Here is an 18,779-nt window from a genome sequence, read left to right as displayed (position 1 = left end):
TACTCACCATAAAGCCCAGTTATCCCCGTCCCAATCATTACGTACTAAACCATCGTATAGTGTATTCACTATACCTCCAAACACATAACCTGCGGCAGCTCCTGCGATTGTGCCAACCACTGGTATTGGTATCAAAGAACCTATTGCAGCACCAACATAAATTGAGCCAACAGCAGTTGCAGTGTGAGCAACTCCATCAACTGTCGCATTAACTGTACCATATTGATCAACTCTGTCAAAGTAAGTTGTAACACCATCAAATATAGCCAAAGCGCCTCCCAGAGTTCCAACACTCTTGAGAGCTCCTTTCGCCCCACCACCTTTGACAATTTTCCCAGCACCATTTATCAGTTCATCTGCACTCCTAGCCACTTTAACATTCTTAAAACGACTTACTTCTCCACTAACCTGTCTCCAAGTTTTATAGCCAGTTTTAGAGTACGTTGTAGAAACTGGTTTACGCCACCAAGTTCCATTCTTTATTTTCTTAATACTAGCAAGGGCCTCCGTACCAGCTAAACTTCCAGTACTTAGGTAACTAGCACCTTTAGCATAAGAGCTAGCACCCCCAACCTCATGAACCATAAGCGCATTACTAACTATCGAGTCAAGCAAGTAGTCTGGACGTTCCTGTATAAAATCTTCAATGCTAGCAATATCTTCCTTGCTTAATTCTCCTCCATTTTCTAACTTTTTTACTACTTCCTCATATTTTCGAATGATTGCGTAAACTTCCGTAGCTTTCTGGATAGACGGTGCAAGAGTCAGATGCGGATTTTCATGTACATATCGGTTAATGACACGAATATCCTCTTCTGTCAACTCCTCGCCCTTCTCCGCTTTCCTTACAACTGCTTCATATCCAGACCGAATGGCATCAACACGTTCCTTCCACCTATCATCAAGATCCTTTTTCCAAGCCATCTTGTCGGGGATGCTGAAACCACCCTGACTAGCGTGTTGCCCAAAACTACTTCGGACTTCCGAAAAGCCACTGGTGATAGACTGTTTAAGTCGAGCCAAGTCCGAAAAAACGGAGGCAGACTGACTATTAAAGGTTAAGAGCCTGTCCAACTTCTCCTGCTCTTTCTGTAGGCTGTTGTTGGTGATGCTCATAGCACTGTGGAGACTGTTAAGTGAGCGAAAATTAAGGATATCCTCTCCCATCAAACGATTGTAAATATAAGACTGATGAGCAAGACTGGCTTGATAAGAGGCGATGTTGGCACGCAAAACCGATTCATCCAAGCTTTCATCCCCTACAATGGACTTATATAAGCTCCCAAGTTGGCTCGCACTCTGACTCAACTCTTCTGAATAGAGAATCAAGCCCTGGGCCAAGGACCTTAAAACATCTTGACCAAAATCCTTGGCATTGGTATAAGCCTGACCCTGCAAACTACCAGCACTGTAAAATTGGTCCAAGGAACTGATTACTTGTTGCAGGCTGGCAATCCGTTGCCCTGATATATCCTTTACTGAGGAAATATGAGTATTCATACTTACAAGATTAACTTTTACCATTCTCTTCCTCCTTCCCCGCAGAAGCCCCTAAACTGAGTTTCTGCCTTTCATAATATAAATCGTCTAAAACCCTCTGAAGCCGCACTTCTTCCTTAGTTAAGCTTTCCTGATGGGTGATGATGCTCTGTGAAACCCCACGAATTCCATCCTCAAATAGTCCTATGAGTTCACAGACTTCCCTTGAATCAGGAGATCGAGCTTCTATCTCGCGTAAATGAAGCAGGACCTCCCCACGACCATTGACGACATCTTCTTCCAACATCTGATAATGATGCTTCGAACGGACCAAGTCATCTAAGCGTTCCTGTGTTTTTCTTTCCTCTGTGTACAGTGTATCTATTTTCTTTGTTTCAGCCATAAACACTCCTTAAAACAAACCTGCTCGAGGGGTGAAATCGGCACTATATGATGGGGCTAGGACTTCGATTTGCTCCATAATTTGACTACTCAATCGAGCATCTACCGCCTGGAATTCCTGATCCGTTTGTTGGATTAAGCGTACAAACTGCATTAGCTGGCTTGCCAGCTGGTCTGTATCATTGTTTTCTTGATCAATAGCACTGGAGGCAGAATCCTTGCCTAAGTATTCACTACCATAATCCTTTTCGCTCAGCCCATGACCCGCTAATCGTGTTGCGGCCTGACTAATACTCGTTGCACACGATTGAGCTGTGTAGCTATTATTCTCTATCATATCATCCTTCTCCCTTCCATTGGCTTATTTTTATCAAGTCATATTGACTGCGATTGTGGAGATAGACTTCATCCATAGCAGGGTGTGACTCCTTGCTATTGTAGACCTTATCCACAATGCTTTGGTCATTTAATTTCATTCCAAATAGGAATTGTTGAGCTTGCTCACGCAAGACTTTAACAGCCGCATCCGTCTTAACTCCGATAAAGTTATACAAGCCACCAACAACTAAGTGTAAGCCAACCTGTGGACCTTGAGATAAAAGTAAAGCCATCTTGTCTTGACTAGCACCCGTCATAGATAGGAAGCTCTCATAGTTAGAAATCACCACAAAGAAATGTTCAGTAAAGCCTTCTGCTTGTCTCCGTTCCAGTTCATACAGAAGTTGCTCAGCCATATCTGAAATCAGGGACTGACCTGAGAGATAGGTTTTACAGTTCCCTTGATGATGAGCAAACGTTCCTGCTGTGTCGATTAACATAACTTGGTAAGATGTCAACTCTTGCATGGTCTTCAGTAAATGCTCGCCAATTGCTTGCACCTGCTCTTCTCTATCTGACAGGTAAACAAAATGCTTAAAGCGGTCAAGCTTCAAACCAACACTTTCCACATTCTCAAAGTCTAGTCCGATTGGTAGCTCACCACCTGCGACAGCTTCTTGCACGCTTGCTAGACCTGCAAACTCTTCAAAACTCAGGCTCTCAGGCATGACTGGTATGCCTTCTGGTAGTGCACCAGTCCAAGAAGCAGCCATGGTTTTTGCCTCATCCTGTACAGCCTGCACCAGACCAAAGGAGTCCTTGGCATAGGCTGGAAGGGCTACTTGGAAGACCTCAACCTCATCCAAATGAACCAAGCCTCGACCAGGAACCTCTTCCATCACATGTTGGTGACGACCGACAATGGTACGAGATTCGACGTCATCCGTCAATTTCAATGCCAAACGTGTTTTCAGACTGGCTTGTAAAGCTGGGCGAAGAGCCCCACTGCGACCAGCTGTGAGGACCAGGTAGATTCCGAGGCTGGCTCCTTCACGTGCCAGAGTTTGTAAGAGAGTCTCCATTTCAGCTCCAAGGCTTGCCTCTTTCAAACCATCAAAATTATCCAAAACCAAGAAGATAACAGGAAGCTCGTCTCCACTCGCCTGTCGATAGAGGGTGAGATTTGGGACGGCATAGCGACTAAATGCCGCCTTGCGCTTAGCCAACTCATCCTTAATCCGACGCATGAATTTGGTCAACTTCTCTGTATCCTCCGCCATCAATAGATCCGCAGTATGAGGCAGATCTCTCAACGGCAAGAGTCCGTTGGTACCGAAGTCCAAGAGATAGAAGTGTAGCTCCTCAGGTGTCAGTTGGCGTGCCAAGTCCATCACTAGGGTTTGAACAAAGGTCGATTTCCCCATACCTGGACTAGAGAAGAGGGCGATGTGTCCATCCTTTTCAAAGTCATGTTCCAAGACTTCTTGGCTCTGGCGACTTGGAATATCCACCATCCCCAAGCGTGCAACCAGACCACTTGCCTGTCCCCACAAGTCCTTGAAACCTTGTGGTCGTAGATCTTGCAGGAAGATTTCCTTAGAAAGCGGAGGCAACCATGGTTGCGGCAGGGCCTGGATGGACAGGCGCTCTGTCAAGGCTTTCAGCTTACTTACGATAGCTTGAAGCTCACTCGGAACCTCCTTGATGGACTCAGCCTGATCCAGACCTGACAGGTCTTGGTTGAGAATCTCATATTGACCGATGTCATTGATGGCATAGATGGTATGGTCCTCAATCCCCTGCTCATCCTTATCTGGCTGGTATTCAGCCCCAGACCAGGCAGACTGGAAGAGTTCATAGACTTCATTATTTCCGACCTGCAGATAGCCACGACCCACCTGGGTAATCTCAGCCGCATCTGGCGTCTTAAGCATCTCCATGGAGTCACTCCGATCTGCCACCTTGAGCGCCAGCTTGAAGCGAGAGTTGGACCAGATCTGGTCATCCACCACACCAGATGGCTTCTGAGTGGCAAGGATTAGGTGAATACCCAAACTCCGACCGATACGAGCGGTTGAGACCAGCTCCTTCATAAAGTCAGGTTGGTTGGTCTTGAGCTCCGCAAACTCATCGGAGATCAAGAAGAGATGAGGCATCGGCTCACTCACCTCACCCAGCTTGTACTTCTTCTGGTATTGATTGATATGGTTGACATCATGGGTCGCAAAGAGACGTTGACGGCGCTTCAGCTCCGCATTGATGGACACCAAGGCCCGCATAGACTGGGCACCATCCAAGTTGGTGATGGTCCCAAGTAAGTGAGGCAGGTCCTTGAAGAGGTTGGCCATGCCCCCACCCTTGTAGTCGATGAGGAGAAAGGCCACATCATGCGGATGGAAATTAACCGCAAGGCTTAAGATATAAGACTGGATGACCTCTGACTTACCAGAACCCGTGGTACCTGCCACCAAACCGTGCGGACCATGGGCTTTTTCATGTAAGTTCAGATAGACAATATCCTCCTTGCCACGCAGACCCAGAGGTACCGCCAAACTCTTATAAGGCGCATGCTTTTCCCAACGACTGACAACACCCAAGTCCTCAAAGGTCTCAGCCCCGTACATCTCCATAAAGGTCACCGTTTCAGGGATAGAAGACTTGAGGTTCTGTAGGTGGTTTAGCGGAGCTAAGCGGCGCACCAAGGTCTCCTTATCATAGCCGACTGGGAAGTGGTCCAAGGCAAAGTCAATCTCACGCAACTGACCTTCCTCCATGACTAGCTGACCAGTGTTTCGATCCTTGATGTTAATGATGGTCTTGATATTCTCAGACAGAGAAGACAGCACATCCTGCACAAAGACCAGGCTACAGCCCAGCTCCGTCGGATCCTCTGTGAAGAACTCCATGATGACATGGTCCAAAATCAACTTCTCATCCGTCACCAAGACCACATAGTGAGGACTGAAGAGGGTCGACTCCCGATTGGACTTGTCTTCCTTTTGAGCCCTGCGCAGTTTCAAAATCTGATTGAGCGAGTTGAGCACCTGATCATGGGTCCTCTGGTTATAGACGAAGCCACGCACATTCATGTCCTGCAAGGTCGCATGAGGCAAGAACCGCATCCAATCCCACTGCTCCTTCTCCTCCTCTGGCATAATGGTAATAAACTGCACATCATGATAGGAATGGAAAAGTGCTATTTGGTTGACCATGAGTTGGAGCTGCTCAATCACCAAGGCCCGCGGACCAATATAGCCGACAGGACCATGGGACAGATTGGCCACAATGGGCATATCTGAAATGGTCTTGTTTTGTTCATAGAGTTGGAAACCCTCCAACTCCAAGGGATCCCGCTTGCCCGACCGTTCCGTCTGAGCATAGGACAGGTCATAAGACACCGGAACCTCACCCAGACCCAAGCGATAATACAAGAAATCAAAATGAAGAGGCGTCTTCTCATAGATCCGATGGTGGTAGTTATCTGCCAGATCCACCAAGGTCTCAATAGCAGGATAATGGTAGATCTGACCATCTTTCTGCGACTTGGTCAGACCAGCCAACTCCTTGGCCTTATCAGCCAGATAGTCATGATAGAGCCCCTCTCGGTCTCTCAGCTCTTTCTGATAATCCTTTCTCCCCTTTATATAGCCAGCAATGGACATCCCCAACGTCACAATCGACATGGCGATGGTCGCAAGCACGTAGAGACCACGAGGTTGGAAAATCATGATAACCAATGTAATCCCCACCATCATAAGAGGAGGCAAGATTAATTTCAACAAACTGTCAGACGGTTTTGAAGGTGCATTCGAAGGCGCATTGATAGCCACCCTGTCTTCTGAACTCCTATAGATAATCCGTGGAGAACGATGGTAGTCTGGATAATCCTCATAAAAAGCATAGCGCGATGCGGACTTACGAGCCAACTCATCACTAGCCTCTACAGGACCCGCAACCAGGACCTCATCTGCATAAAATTTGAAAAAAGTATCCTCAAAAGCAAGCTCGTCTCCAAGAGCCAGCTCCATTTCCCCCTTCTCCATCAAAAGGTTATTGATATAGATGGAGCCCGCCAAACGATAAAGCATCCATGACTGGTCACTACGTTTGAGCAAGACATGGCAACTTGACCCTGCAAGGACAAAACTATTGCCCGCATGCTGGCCAATCGTTAATTCCTGCTTATCCAGAGGGTCTAGGATCACCTGCTCCGACGGAAGAAGATAGACCACGCCCCCCGCCAAAGACATACCAGATACAAGCTTTCCTTCCACTCCATCATAGTCATAGCAAACTTGTGCTTCATCTAACCAAATCGTCAAGGGAGTATCCAGTGAGGAGACAAAAACCTGTGCCTTTTCTGTGCCTTGAAAAAGAATCTTTTTCCCAACAGACACTTCCGCCACATAGCGAAAACCATCTTTATAAAAAACTACTGTCTCTGCCATAGCTTACTCCCCACTCGAGCTCGATGGACTCGTCGATGATGGCTCTGTAGAAGAGGTTGAACTAGACGTCGAACTTGTACCTGTTTCCACCTGTGACCCATCTTCATTCAAAATCGTAGTTCGGGTATCCCAATACTTTTGATACTCCGCTTTCAACTCATCCAAGGTTGTTTCCCGCTCTTCTCCCGACAAAGTCGTATTTTCACGAACCTGTTCCATTTGCTGGTAAAGAGCATACAAAATCAAATCCGAATCATCCAAACGCTTGGCCAAATCCAAAGCTTCTTGACTATTACCACGACCAATTTCAATCCAGTAGTCCAAGTATTGCTCATCTGATTTTAGCGTTACATTATTTAAGATAACAGAACGTTGTTCATTACTCAAATCAAACCCTTGGATGTAGGCATAGGCAAGAGTGTATTTTTGAGTGTAGGGAAGATTAGAAACCTCTACCCGCTCCAACTCACTAATCACCCCAGGATAGTCCACCTTGATGAAGGCCGTATCCGCATCCAGCATTTTTTCCTTGAAAGGATTGTGCATGAAAACTAGATAAATCAGCGGCAAGACCAATAATCCTGCCAGGGCAGAAAGCCAGATGGTCGCATAGCGATAGAGACGGTGCTTAGAGCGAGAAACCCTTGTCAAAGTCGCCTTCTCCTCCTCCAACTTATCCTGAAAATAGCCCTGCAAAAGTCCTTCCAAACTATCCATATCCTCTGCCTTGCGAATGGTATCTAAGAACTCCGGTACAGGAACCACATCCAGCGCACCATTGTAAAGATCCATAAAATCATGCTCTGTAAATAAGGCAAGGATATAAGATTTTAATTGCTTCAACAAATCCGCAGCATCCAAGGTCTGAGGCACCATCTTCTCCGGGATAGCCCGATAGGCTAGTTTGGCCCGACCATCCTTAGTAATAAAGACAGATGACGGATGCACGAAAAAGGTGATTGGCAATTTCAAAGCCTGCTTCAATTCTAAAACATTGAGAGAAAGTCGTAGTTTTTCAGAGACCTCTTTCTCCTTCATGTCCTCAAAGGTTTGCCCAAATGCATCCAGATGATAGGTGAAATGAACAGTATCTTCATCCACCGTCATTTCCTGTTGTAAAAATTGAGGGTGGTGCAGATCCAACAAGAGCAGGTCAGATAGCTCTTGCGTTGCCACATCAGACCGTTTTACATCAAGGTGCCACTCTTTATCACCCTTTAAAAAGACAAATTCCTGTCCACCAAAGACAAATGTTTCTTCTTTCACCCTAAACCTCCAAAACCTCTACAATATCTCCCGTTGTCACAGGATAATCGGCTAATACTTTCCCTTCGTCCAAAACGAACCCCTTATTAACAACATGGAGTTGGTATTTTTTTCTAGCATTCTCTTTTTCGAAGATGCTATCCAACTCCTTGATTAATCTCCTAACCTCAATGTGAGTCGGAATCCGTAAGTCCCTGATTCGTCCTCCATCATGTAAGGTAACATTGATATGCGTCTCCATCTCATCTCCTCCAATAGACCACTAGAAGATTATTCCTGGCCTACTTCATCCTTACCCATCAAATAGGTTGCTAAACTTGCAAGCAATAGAATGCCAACTACAATAGAAGCAAAAAACAGGCCAGAGAGAAGCCCTGCTGGAGCTCCCTCTGTCCCACTATCTACCTTGGTTGTCATCACCTTATGGGTCCGAGTATCAAACAAGGTCCCCACTTGCAAAATATCCGTGCTTGGTTTCTCACCAGTTTGGAATAGGCTATTTAGCTGATGCTCTAATAAGACTTGATCAGCTTCTTTTTTGGCAGTCAATTCTGCTTGATCTGGTGCCAAAAACAAAGATTGGACCAGTAAATCCTGACTACCTATTTTCTTTTCTTTTTCTACTTCAATGCGTGAACTATCAATTTGAAGACTATTGTCTCCAAGTTCGGACGCTTCTATCCCAACCGGAAGAAAGAGAACCAGGCAACTAAGAACAAGTGCTATCTTTTTCATTTAATCCTCTTTTTTATTTAGGAATTTTTCCACATCAACAAAAGCACTCAAGCCAGCAAAACCAAGCCCCAATACGAGCGCCGTAGCAATCACTGTCAGACTGGCAGCTTCGCCATCAAAGTAACCAGATAAACTATTTTCTAAAACAGAAAGAGGGTTGATGGCTTTCAGTGTTGCAGGCAGGCCTGTCAAACTAGCAGTTGTACCAATGGCATTGGATAGGTAAATAAAGCTGATAACCATGAAGAAGCTAATCCCCATGCCAAGTCCTTTGGCATTTTTTATCAATAGATACTGACCTTGTGCTAGTAATAGGCTAAACAAGGTAATCATCAGCACCCAAGTCGGGATCAACTCGCTATCAATCTGCAACTGTTGACTTGATACAACCCCGATCAATCCACCGACCAGAAGTGATAGAATGCTGAGCACAGTCACCGTTACTAAATCTGTATCCTCGAGACGGCTCACTTTAAACTTATCTTTCACAGCCTTAATCACACGATGAGTACCAAAAACATAAGCTGCAAACAAGGCCACCATCTCCAAGAGTAAAATCCAGGTGAAAGGTCTGTAGGTGTTGACTGTTGCTTTTACAGATGAAGACGATTCTGTCAATGGTGCGGACAAGAAATCCAAAATCACTTCATTGGGCACGCCATTGTCATAGGTATTGCTTAAGACAGAAGTGAAGGTTTTTACAAAGTCGCCATTTTCAGCCAATTCTGATTCAAACCTCTCCATCAGGGCAGTTGCCTCAGAAGATAGATTCTCTCCGCTTTCTTGAGCAGCCTGTACATCATTAGTAAATGTAGTGAAGACAGTATTGACATTAGTCGCCTCCTCAACGTTCTGTTCTGAAAGGGATTTTACCTCACCTGTGATAGAAAGAGAAGCATCCAATTCAGTAGCGAGCGCCGCAAGTTCTGTATCATGCGTTCCTTGAAGAGCAGTTTGTTGCTCTTGACCATCTGCAATAGACTGAGCTCGTGCCTTAACATCCTCCAAAAATGCCAGCTGATTCGCTATCTGTTGAGCCAAATCACTATTTGTCGTGCTGATATATTGGAGTTGATCTTTTAATTCTTGTTTGCGTCCTTCTAACTCAGCCAATCTTTCTTTCAAAGCTTGATCTTGTGCACGCGCTTCAGAATAGGATTGTAAATTAGCTGTAATGGAGCTCGTGACTAAAGAAGTCAACAGGGATTTCGCGTCTTGGTTGAAGAAACTATCCGTCAAACTGCTACGTTCACCAGTTACAGTATTAACAGGATAATATTGATCTAATAAACGATTAGCTTGATTATACTTGGAAATGATTTCACTAACTTTTGCAGCATAAGCAACCTCTGCTTTACGATAAGCTTCCTGTTCTTTTAAGAAGTTTTCCCAATCAAATCCTGCTGTTGTGACTTCCAGATTATTAACACTTACTTTGACACTCCCCTGCGCCATCTCAGTTGTCGTGACGGGTGTACCAGTGGACGGTGACGTAGTCGATGCAGTATTCTCTTCCGATGAGCTCGAACCCGTCGTTGACGAAGTTGAGGTTGAATCCGTTACTACCGTTGTTGAAACCGTGGTCGTCTGACTCTTTTCATATTGGAGAGTGACGGTTACTGTATTATCCTTTTGCAAAGCAACAACTTCACTAGGATTAGTATAGCTATTGCCATTCAATTCCCAAGATACCAAATCAAACCCGCTAGGAATTTCTAAAGAAAGAGTGGCACGAGTTGTTGGAGTAGGAATTTTAAAATCTGCAGCAGCTTGAAGATGCGGTTCTAACTCTTTAGCAAGAGCCTGTAATTCTTTCAAATCATTAGAAGCTACAAAGTGTTCACCAAAATGCGCTTGCGCAAATGCTGCGTCAAATTGAATCTGACTCGCTGCCTTTGGATCCAATTTGTTTAAATCAGCAGTCAGATCTGCAGGAGTCAAGCTTGGTAAACCTGCCAATTGATTCAAAATCAACTGGTCTAAGCTCGTTTGATAGGATGCTAGAGAAATCGGCAACTCTGTACTCTTACCCAAAACCGCTCCAATGTGGATTGCTTCCAGACTATCGCCATAGTAAGTGGTTAAATGTGTTTCAGCAAAGTCAGAAATCGCAGCCTCATGCTCTGCTAATTTCGTACTCTCAGCTTCAATTGCTACCTGTAAATCGGCAATGGCTTGATCCAACTTTTCAACCAAACCAACATAGCCACTAGCTTCACCCGTCTCGTCTATCGCTGCTGCCCCCAACTGCCCCGAGAGCACCTCTTGGGTTGTTTTAATCGTTGCAAACAACTGATCCGTTTCAGCACTGAGTACAGAGCTATTCATTGCTAAAAGCGAAGCTGAAAATTCTTCCTGTGATAGTTTTCCCTGATTTCGTTGTTCAATCAAGGTAGCTAAATTATCTTTTAGTCCCGTCTGAGCAGTATTTAGGCTATCATATGCCGTCACATTGCCAGAAAGCGCTTCTTTCAAAAGATTATTAGCTGCCAATGTTGAATCAGCCGTCGAAGTCAAATTCGGAAAAAGTGTCTTAAAATCAACAGCTGTTTGATAGAGATTGTTCCTAAAAACAGCAATATTGGTCACCTTTGTATCTGACAAGGTCTGAACATTTCGTTGTGCCTGATAAAGATTCCCGAGAATGCTAGCCATATACATATCAATCAGCTGACTCTGTAGGTCTGCAATAATTCCTTTTGCCACCTTAACAGCTTCATTCTCTACCTGCAAATTACCATTTGCATTAATCTTATACGTGATTGTCGCTTTATCCACATTGGTATTGTTGATATCCAAGATTTTTGTTGAAAAATCGCTTGGGATGGTCACAACCAATTGGTAAAGCCCTTCTTTTAACCCCTTGTCAGCCGTACCACGACTGACAGTTGACCAGTTATGGGCAGTATTTTTTTCGATATTTTTTGCATAACTAGCACCAAGATTATATTCCGTACCATTTAGGGTTACAGTATTATCTTCATTGACCAAGGCAACATCCAGCTTAATATTTTGTTGCCCTGCTTCTTGCTCTTTCTTGGAAATACTCGTGTTGTTCTGAACGGCAATATTTAATCCAATGATAGATAGAAGCAAAAGTAAGACCAGCAAAGCATTTCTCCCATACTTCAAAATGCGCTGTTTATCCATTTTTCATATCTCCTTCATTTCGATAAAAAATAGGAAGGCTGGCGCCTTCCTAGCATTTGAACTTCGTCAACCCTTAGCCATTGATTTGCGCTGCAATGTCTGCATCTGTTTGCTCGATAATGTCAGCAACTTTATTCAATTGGGCATTGATATCTCGAAGCAACTCAGAAAATTCAACAATTTTTGGCTTAAGCGCTTCAAATTGAGCATCAAAACTGTCAAAAGCTGTACCTTCCCAGTTTTCACGAATAACAGATTGCTCATTTGACAAAGATGATAAAATAGCATCAATGTTATCTGAACCTTCTGTATAGCGAATCGCAGAAGTACGGAGCTCATCTGGGGTTAATTTAATACGTGACATATCGTTCTCCTTTTGTCTTATAATTACTAGTCCATTATATAATAAAAAAGTAAATAATACAACCATATATGCAACTTTATTTGTAGAAAAATAATTATTTAGCCAGGTCAAAGCATAATTGTAAAAATTTTATACTATTTTGACTGCAGAACAAAAAAGATTGAAGGAAGATGTCCGAAACGGACCTTCCTCCAATCTGAGCTGAAAATTCAGCTTTTTTTATGCACGAATAATCAAAAGAGAGACTAGTTTAGCTCTCTTTGAGCGCAGGTTGGTAAATGTTATTCAAAAATATTTCCCAACTCTACATCAACTCGGTTTTCCTTGACATTGATGTCGGTCACAGCGAGCAAAGATTTGTAGTTAGCTACGCTACGGTCCCCTTTTTGGTTTTCTGCAAAGACAGCCACGCCTACCAAGGTTGAGTCAAACTCAGACAAGAGGCTAATCATACCATTGATGGTGCCACCATTTTTCAAGAAGTCATCGACGATCAAGACACGGCTTCCTGCCTTCAAACTACGCTTAGACAGGAACATCTTTTCGATACGGTCACTAGATCCTGACACATAGTTGACAGAAACGGTTGAACCTTCTGTGATTTTCAAATCACGACGCACAATAACAAACGGTACATTAAGGACATTGGCAACAGCATTGGCCAAAGGGACACCCTTAGTCGCAACTGTCATGACTGCATCAATCTTTTCATCTTTGAAAGCATCTGCAATGATACGACCGACATTTTTCAAAATATGCGGTGTAGACAGCAAGTCAGATGAATAGATATAACCGCCTGGCAAGATACGATTACTTTCAGCCATCTGATCACGAAGGGCCTGTGCAATTTCGACGGACTCTGCCTTAGAGATTGATGGAGTAAAAACAACTCCTCCACTGGCACCAGTAATGGTTTCAATATGCCCGATAGAGCTTTCCTCAAAAGCCTTTTTAATGATGGCAATATCCTCTGAGATAGATGACTTGGCAGATTCATACTTTTCCGCAAAGGTATTCAAACTAGTTAATTCATAAGGGTGGTTGATGAGGTAATTGGAAATGACAACCATACGCTCACTTCTTCTTAATTTCATAAAATCATCCTCTTTCACTTTTTTCTATTATATCACAATAAACTACAAAAAGCGAACTTTTTTGATTAAAAAGTCCGTCTTTTTCGTATTTTGTTTATCGCTTACATATACCACTTTGGAAGATGATGATTAAAATATTCATACCATTCAGAAATCTTCTGCGCTTGCAACTTCATCAATGAAATTTGTTCGGAATCTTGATGTTCTGCCCAAGAAAGAGCGCCTAAACTGTTTACTGTTAAGTATAGAGCTAAAAGTCTCCAAAATTCCTCTGGAATAGCACCGTCAAAATAGGCATCTACCTGACCACGCGCAAAGGCTGGAGACAAATCTGCCGTGAAAATCAAACGGTTGAATTCTTCCCAGGGATCTCCTATATCGTAGCGATCAAAGTCTAAGATTTTTAGTTTTCCATCTCTTCCCAGTAGAAAATTCCCTGTATGAAAATCTCCATGATGGTAGGCAATCTGTCTCCCTTCAAGCAAGTGACGATTGGCCTGGACAAAGTCTATCATAGCTTGACCATTTGGATAGGAATGACTAGTTGCTTGGTAGGCCTTGATTTTACTGTCAATCTTAGCCTGATAAAAACTGTTCCAGTCCCGTTGACTTTGGTCAATCGGTAGGGCATGCAAGGTTCGCAAAAACTGTCCAGCCTGACAGCCCAAATCATACAAGACAGAATCAGACAGATCGGAAGCCACTTCATTCATGTCCTGACCTTCCACCCATTCATAGAGGGTGTAGACTGACAAGTCATCCGCCCAAAAACTTAGTGGCTCCGCCACAGGCAAACCTTGATCAAACAGTTTTTCAACTAACTGAAACTCTAATCGCTTAGCCTCATAGGCTGGTCGCTCTGCTATTCTCAACAGACCAAAGCGACCATCTTCTAGCTGGACCTTGTACTTTTGGTCCGTGGACCAGCCTTTGGTGAGGGGCTGTCGAGACACTATCCTAACTGCCATCAGTCGATATTGGGCTTATAAAAGGCTCGGTTATCCATGGCAAAGATGCGGTTGGTCATCTCACCTGGGCCGACCTTGTCCAAGGCCGATAGCATCATCATCATTTCCGCATCAATGTTGTCAATCATGTGGAGGATTTCCGCCTCCATAATCTGCGGACGGACAGGGCTACCATATTCCAAGAGGCCGTGGTGGCTGAGGATAACGTGGCGCAGAACAGTCACTTCTTCCAGACTATCATCAATGCCCAATTCCACCAAAACCTTGGTAATCTCTTCATCAATTAGGGAAATGTGTCCAATCAAATTGCCACGGACAGTGTAGCCTGTGTTATCAGGGCCTGTCAGTTCAATCACCTTGGCTAGGTCATGCAGCATGATTCCTGCAAAGAGCAGGCTCTTGTTGAGCTGAGGATAAATATCACCAATTTTATCTGCCAAGCGGACCATGGTCGCTGTATGGAAGGACAAACCTGAATAGAAGGCATGGTGATTGGTCTTGGCCGCTGGATAGGAATAAAATTCCTTGTCGTACTTGCTGTAAAGAGCACGGACAATCCGCTGCCATGTGGCATTTTCGATGCGGAAAATCATCTGGCTCAAATAGTCCTTGGTATCCTTGACATCCACAGGTGGCTTTTCCTTGAAATCCGCAGGGTTGTTTGGTTCGCCAGCTTTTGGCAAACGGAGAACCAATTGATTGACTTGGGGTGTATTATTGTAAACTTCACGGCGACCCTGCATATGAACTACAGTTCCAGCAGTAAAATCCTTGATTTTCCCTGGTTGGGCGTCCCAGACCTTGCCTTCAATCTCACCAGTATCATCCTGGAAGGTCAGAGCTAGGTAGTCCTTGCCAGCCCGTGTTTGACGGACTTCTGCGGTCTTGATGAGATAGAATCCTTCGAAGAATTCATCTTTTTTCATTTGGTTAATTTTCATTATCTTCCTCATCTAATGGGGACAAGCCAAGCAGTCCCTTGGTTTGGTCATCTTCGTACAGGTCAATGGTACGAAGACTACGCTCGATAGCGTTGGTGCGAGTGGTTAGGAGTTTGTCAATATTGCTGCTGGCCTGATTGAGTTGCTTTTGGGCTTTGACCAAGAGGTCAGAAAACTTGCCAAATTCCAGCTTGACATTGCCCAAGACCTTGGAAATATCATCGGCCGACCGTTGAATATTGAGGGTTTTAAAGCCAACGGAGAGAGAATTGAGCAGGGCAGAAAGAGTGGTCGGTCCTGCTACCACGATATTTTCCTGACGGCGTAGGTCATCAAAGAAAATGGGATTGCGGACCACTTCTGAATACAGCCCTTCGGTTGGCAGAAAGAGCACACCAAAGTTGGTAGTTTCAGGCGGATTGAGGTACTTGCTCTGAATATCCTTGGCAAAACGCTTGATAGCCGCCAAGAGATTTTTCCGATGGAGGTCAATCTGGTCCTTGTCCCCACTTTCGTAAGCATCCTCCAAGCGGTAGTAATCCGCCAGCGGAAACTTAGAATCGATTGGCAAGTAGATATAGTCGCCTTCCGTCCGTCCTGGTAGCTTGACCGCATACTCCACGCGCTCACTAGATCCTGAAACCGTGGCAAACTCTCGCTCATATTGGCTAGGTGTCAAAATATCCTCGATAATCTGTCCCAGCTGCAATTCACCCATGATGCCACGGGTTTTGGTCCCAGACAGCACCTTGTTAAGACTACCCACATCACGTGCCACCGTCTGCATTTCTCCCAGACCACGATTGACCGATTCCAATTGCTTGGACACCGTTTCAAAAGAGGCTTGTAGGCGTGTTTGCAGGGTTTTCTCCAGCTTTTCCTCAACTGTCTGCCGCATCTCTTCCAGGCGTTTTTCATTGGATTCCTGAATGGCCTGCAAACGGCGGTCGGTGGCATCTCGCGTTTCCAAGTGGCTCTTATTCAGCTCTTGACGGATGTCGGTTAGCTGTTGGTAAAGCTCCGTGCGGAGTCTTTCCACTTCCTGATGAATGGCTTGCTGCTGTTTGAGGGTTGCATTTTCTAGTTGATAGCTGAGCTGATCAGACAAGTTGTCTGCTGTGTCTTCTGCCTGATCTTGCAAATGCAGGGCCAAGCTCTGCCATTTTCCATAAAGAAAAACCAAGGCAAGCAAGACCAGTATCAGCAAAATAAGTAATACAATATCCATCTAATCCTTGTCCTTACTGTAGATAAGGACCACGTAGCCCTTATCCAGTTGAATGTCTATGTCTCTATCTATAAATTCGTTAGAGGAATAGCATTTTTTGAAAAAATAATTGCTGGCATCCAGCGGGTACTTGGCATGACGAATGGTCAGGCGACTCTGGTCCGACGGCATAAAGGAGATGTACTTCATGTCGTCTATCGGCGAAAGCCTATGGCTTCCTGCTGGCCGAAAACGAATGATGTTCTGACTGTCCACCAGCTCAATCTGCTCCATATAGGTTGCCAAGTCAGGCTCTACAGCCAGAAAGAGATTGGTCATCATGTGATCCATGCGGCCACCCAAGGCTCCGTATATGCGAACCTGGGCCTGCGGATAGGCCTTGAAGATTTCCTTTAAAGCCAGCTCCAAATCTGTATCATCTTTTTCAGCAGGAGCTTGCAAAAAACGCTCTGCTTGATCCTTTATCCGCCTCAACTCCTCAGAAGTCACCGAGTCAAAATCACCGATAGCCCAGTCAAGAGGCAGGGAATGGTCCAGAAGACGAAGAGAGCCTGCATCTACCCCCACATAGAGGTCGGCAGGCTCGGGAAGGCAGTCAAAGGAACCGCCTGCAATGACAGCAATCTTAATCATGGAGGGCAGCTCTCAATTTGGCAACGTTGGCATCCAAGTCTCCTTTGAAGAGATAGGAACCAGCCACAAAGACATTGGCACCCGCATTTTTGGCTGAATGAATGGTCTTGTCGTCAATCCCGCCGTCCACCTCGATGTCAAAGTTCAAGCCCTTGGCTTCACGGAGTTTGACCAAGGCCTCAATCTTCTCAGCCACTTCTGGAATGTAGGCTTGTCCACCAAAACCTGGGTTGACCGTCATGAGAAGCACCTGGTCCACCAAGTTAAGCACAGGCTCAATGGTCACAAGGGGTGTACCTGGATTGATGACTACACCCACCTTCATACCAGCGGCACGGATTTTCTGCAAGGTCCCATGCAGGTGAACCGTTGCTTCTGCATGAATGGTTAAAATATCTGCACCCGCACGTGCAAAGGTCTCAATATGATTTTCAGGATTGGACACCATGAGATGGCAATCAAAAACCAGCTTGCTATGAGGACGCATAGCCGCAACCACATCCGCCCCAAAGCTGATATTTGGCACAAAATGACCGTCCATGACATCAATGTGCACATACTCCACACCTGTCTTTTCTAGACGCTTGAGCTCTTTTTCAAAATTTGCATAATCTGCCGCCAAAATAGACGGTGCAATCTTATAATGTGACATACAGAACCAACTTTCTATTTGAATTTCTTACTTACCTTGGTATAGGTTTCACGCTGATTTTGGATTTCGCTGAGGAATTGGAGATAATTGTCAAAGCGACTTTGGGAAATGGCAGAGCTGGCAACAGCTTCCTTGACCGCACAATCCGGCTCATGGGTGTGGGTACAGGTCCTAAATTTGCAGTCCTGGCTGCTTTCCGCAATCTCTGGGAAACAATCTGTCAGAGCCTCAGCCTCCTTGACTTCATAGTCTAGGGATGAAAAACCTGGCGTATCCGCAATTTTCCCACCGAAGACATTGTAGAAGCTGACCGCACGAGTGGTATGGCGACCACGTCCCAGACTATCTGAAATAGCCCCTGTTTCTAAGGCTAATTCTGGTGCAATGCGGTTGAGTAGGGTTGATTTTCCAACCCCTGTCTGCCCCATAAAGACCGTCACCTTATCCTGCAATAATGGCGTCAATTCCTCCAAACTATAGACAAACGGATAGCCAATTTTCTCATAGATAGCCTTGAAGACATCAATTTCCGTCCGATCTTCTACCAAGTCCATCTTAGAGATATAGATAATGGGATCCATGTCCTTCTGTTCCAAAAGCACTAGGAAACGGTCTAGTAGATTGGCATTAAAATCAGGTTCCTTAGCCGACATGATAACCACCGCCTGATCGATATTGACGATAGGAGGTCGAACCAAACTATTTTTCCGCTCATGAATCTTTAAAATATAGCCTTCTGAGTTTTCCTCAGCAGAAAAGTCCACAAAATCACCCACATAGGGCGTTTGGCCTTTCTTACGAAAATTTCCTCTGGCTCTGGTTTGATAAATCTGTCCATCCGCCTCGACATAGTAAAAACCAGCCAAGGCCTTGATAATTCTTCCTTGCAATGAAGACTCCTTTGTTTGTACTTGTTCCTATTATACCAAATTTCCTACAAAAAAACCGCAAGCGGTTTCGATTTTACACTTTACTCTAGTCATTTCAATGTAAAAATAGTATAATAAAAAGCAAGCGGAGGTGGTGGAACGGCAGACACGCATGCTTCAGGCGCATGTGCCCATCGGGTGTGAGGGTTCAAATCCCTTCCTCCGCATTATT

The 18,779-nt window shown here is 44.8% G+C and carries 16 protein-coding genes and 1 tRNA gene; 1 reads left to right on the top strand and 16 read right to left on the bottom strand.

Annotated elements, in window-relative coordinates:
• Window positions 1-3 precede the first annotated feature (3 nt).
• The 16 genes from K5Q22_RS00195 to rsgA form a co-directional block, all read right to left on the bottom strand.
• Window positions 4-1,524, bottom strand: coding sequence for a T7SS effector LXG polymorphic toxin (locus tag K5Q22_RS00195; RefSeq protein ID WP_221868553.1), 1,521 nt, complete (start codon window positions 1,522-1,524; stop codon window positions 4-6).
• Complete coding sequence (locus tag K5Q22_RS00190; protein WP_205013444.1) at window positions 1,511-1,882, bottom strand: hypothetical protein; 372 nt, start codon at window positions 1,880-1,882, stop codon at window positions 1,511-1,513. The genes K5Q22_RS00195 and K5Q22_RS00190 overlap by 14 nt, the downstream gene beginning before the upstream one ends.
• 9 nt (window positions 1,883-1,891) lie before the next feature.
• A complete protein-coding gene (locus K5Q22_RS00185) occupies window positions 1,892-2,218 on the bottom strand; it encodes a TIGR04197 family type VII secretion effector (RefSeq protein ID WP_029170918.1) in 327 nt (108 codons plus the stop codon).
• 1 nt (window position 2,219) lies between these two features.
• Window positions 2,220-6,647, bottom strand: coding sequence for a type VII secretion protein EssC (gene essC, locus K5Q22_RS00180; protein ID WP_205013445.1), 4,428 nt, complete (start codon window positions 6,645-6,647; stop codon window positions 2,220-2,222).
• 3 nt (window positions 6,648-6,650) lie between these two features.
• Window positions 6,651-7,913 carry a type VII secretion protein EssB gene (gene essB, locus K5Q22_RS00175; RefSeq protein WP_105134283.1) on the bottom strand — a complete coding sequence of 421 codons (1,263 nt, stop codon included), beginning with the start codon at window positions 7,911-7,913 and terminating at the stop codon, window positions 6,651-6,653.
• Between the two features lies 1 nt (window position 7,914).
• On the bottom strand, window positions 7,915-8,154 hold the full coding sequence (locus K5Q22_RS00170; RefSeq protein ID WP_024413501.1) for an EsaB/YukD family protein: 240 nt from the start codon (window positions 8,152-8,154) through the stop codon (window positions 7,915-7,917).
• A gap of 29 nt (window positions 8,155-8,183) precedes the next feature.
• Entirely contained in the window at window positions 8,184-8,648 is a 465-nt protein-coding gene (gene essA / locus K5Q22_RS00165) for a type VII secretion protein EssA (RefSeq protein ID WP_013730613.1), read from the bottom strand.
• Window positions 8,649-11,798 (bottom strand): type VII secretion protein EsaA, encoded by a 3,150-nt coding sequence (gene esaA, locus K5Q22_RS00160; protein WP_205013446.1) that lies wholly within the window; start codon window positions 11,796-11,798, stop codon window positions 8,649-8,651.
• Window positions 11,799-11,871: 73 nt separating this feature from the next.
• Window positions 11,872-12,162 carry a WXG100 family type VII secretion target gene (locus K5Q22_RS00155; protein WP_013730614.1) on the bottom strand — a complete coding sequence of 97 codons (291 nt, stop codon included), beginning with the start codon at window positions 12,160-12,162 and terminating at the stop codon, window positions 11,872-11,874.
• A 281-nt stretch (window positions 12,163-12,443) separates the two neighbouring features.
• Window positions 12,444-13,256, bottom strand: a complete 813-nt coding sequence (gene purR / locus K5Q22_RS00150) for a pur operon repressor (protein WP_002938438.1) — start codon at window positions 13,254-13,256, stop codon at window positions 12,444-12,446.
• A 101-nt stretch (window positions 13,257-13,357) separates the two neighbouring features.
• Complete coding sequence (locus K5Q22_RS00145) at window positions 13,358-14,224, bottom strand: aminoglycoside phosphotransferase family protein (RefSeq protein ID WP_205013447.1); 867 nt, start codon at window positions 14,222-14,224, stop codon at window positions 13,358-13,360.
• Window positions 14,224-15,165 carry a 3'-5' exoribonuclease YhaM family protein gene (locus K5Q22_RS00140; RefSeq protein ID WP_171997160.1) on the bottom strand — a complete coding sequence of 314 codons (942 nt, stop codon included), beginning with the start codon at window positions 15,163-15,165 and terminating at the stop codon, window positions 14,224-14,226. Before K5Q22_RS00140 ends, K5Q22_RS00145 begins: the two co-directional genes overlap by 1 nt.
• Window positions 15,155-16,393 carry a DNA recombination protein RmuC gene (locus tag K5Q22_RS00135; RefSeq protein WP_205013448.1) on the bottom strand — a complete coding sequence of 413 codons (1,239 nt, stop codon included), beginning with the start codon at window positions 16,391-16,393 and terminating at the stop codon, window positions 15,155-15,157. Before K5Q22_RS00135 ends, K5Q22_RS00140 begins: the two co-directional genes overlap by 11 nt.
• Entirely contained in the window at window positions 16,394-17,026 is a 633-nt protein-coding gene (locus K5Q22_RS00130; protein WP_205013449.1) for a thiamine diphosphokinase, read from the bottom strand.
• Window positions 17,019-17,678, bottom strand: a complete 660-nt coding sequence (gene rpe, locus K5Q22_RS00125; protein WP_024407309.1) for a ribulose-phosphate 3-epimerase — start codon at window positions 17,676-17,678, stop codon at window positions 17,019-17,021. The genes K5Q22_RS00130 and rpe overlap by 8 nt, the downstream gene beginning before the upstream one ends.
• A 14-nt stretch (window positions 17,679-17,692) precedes the next feature.
• The gene (gene rsgA / locus K5Q22_RS00120; protein ID WP_205013450.1) at window positions 17,693-18,568 is read right to left on the bottom strand and encodes a ribosome small subunit-dependent GTPase A; all 876 of its coding nucleotides are present in this window, start codon (window positions 18,566-18,568) and stop codon (window positions 17,693-17,695) included.
• A gap of 124 nt (window positions 18,569-18,692) precedes the next feature.
• Here rsgA and K5Q22_RS00115 point away from each other — a divergent pair.
• Window positions 18,693-18,774, top strand: a tRNA-Leu gene (locus tag K5Q22_RS00115).
• The last annotated feature ends 5 nt before the right edge of the window (window positions 18,775-18,779 follow it).

The sequence above is a fragment of the Streptococcus sp. 2018162 genome (assembly GCF_019754175.1).
Classification (GTDB): domain Bacteria; phylum Bacillota; class Bacilli; order Lactobacillales; family Streptococcaceae; genus Streptococcus; species Streptococcus hashimotonensis.
This window is presented reverse-complemented; position numbering and strand designations above follow the sequence as displayed.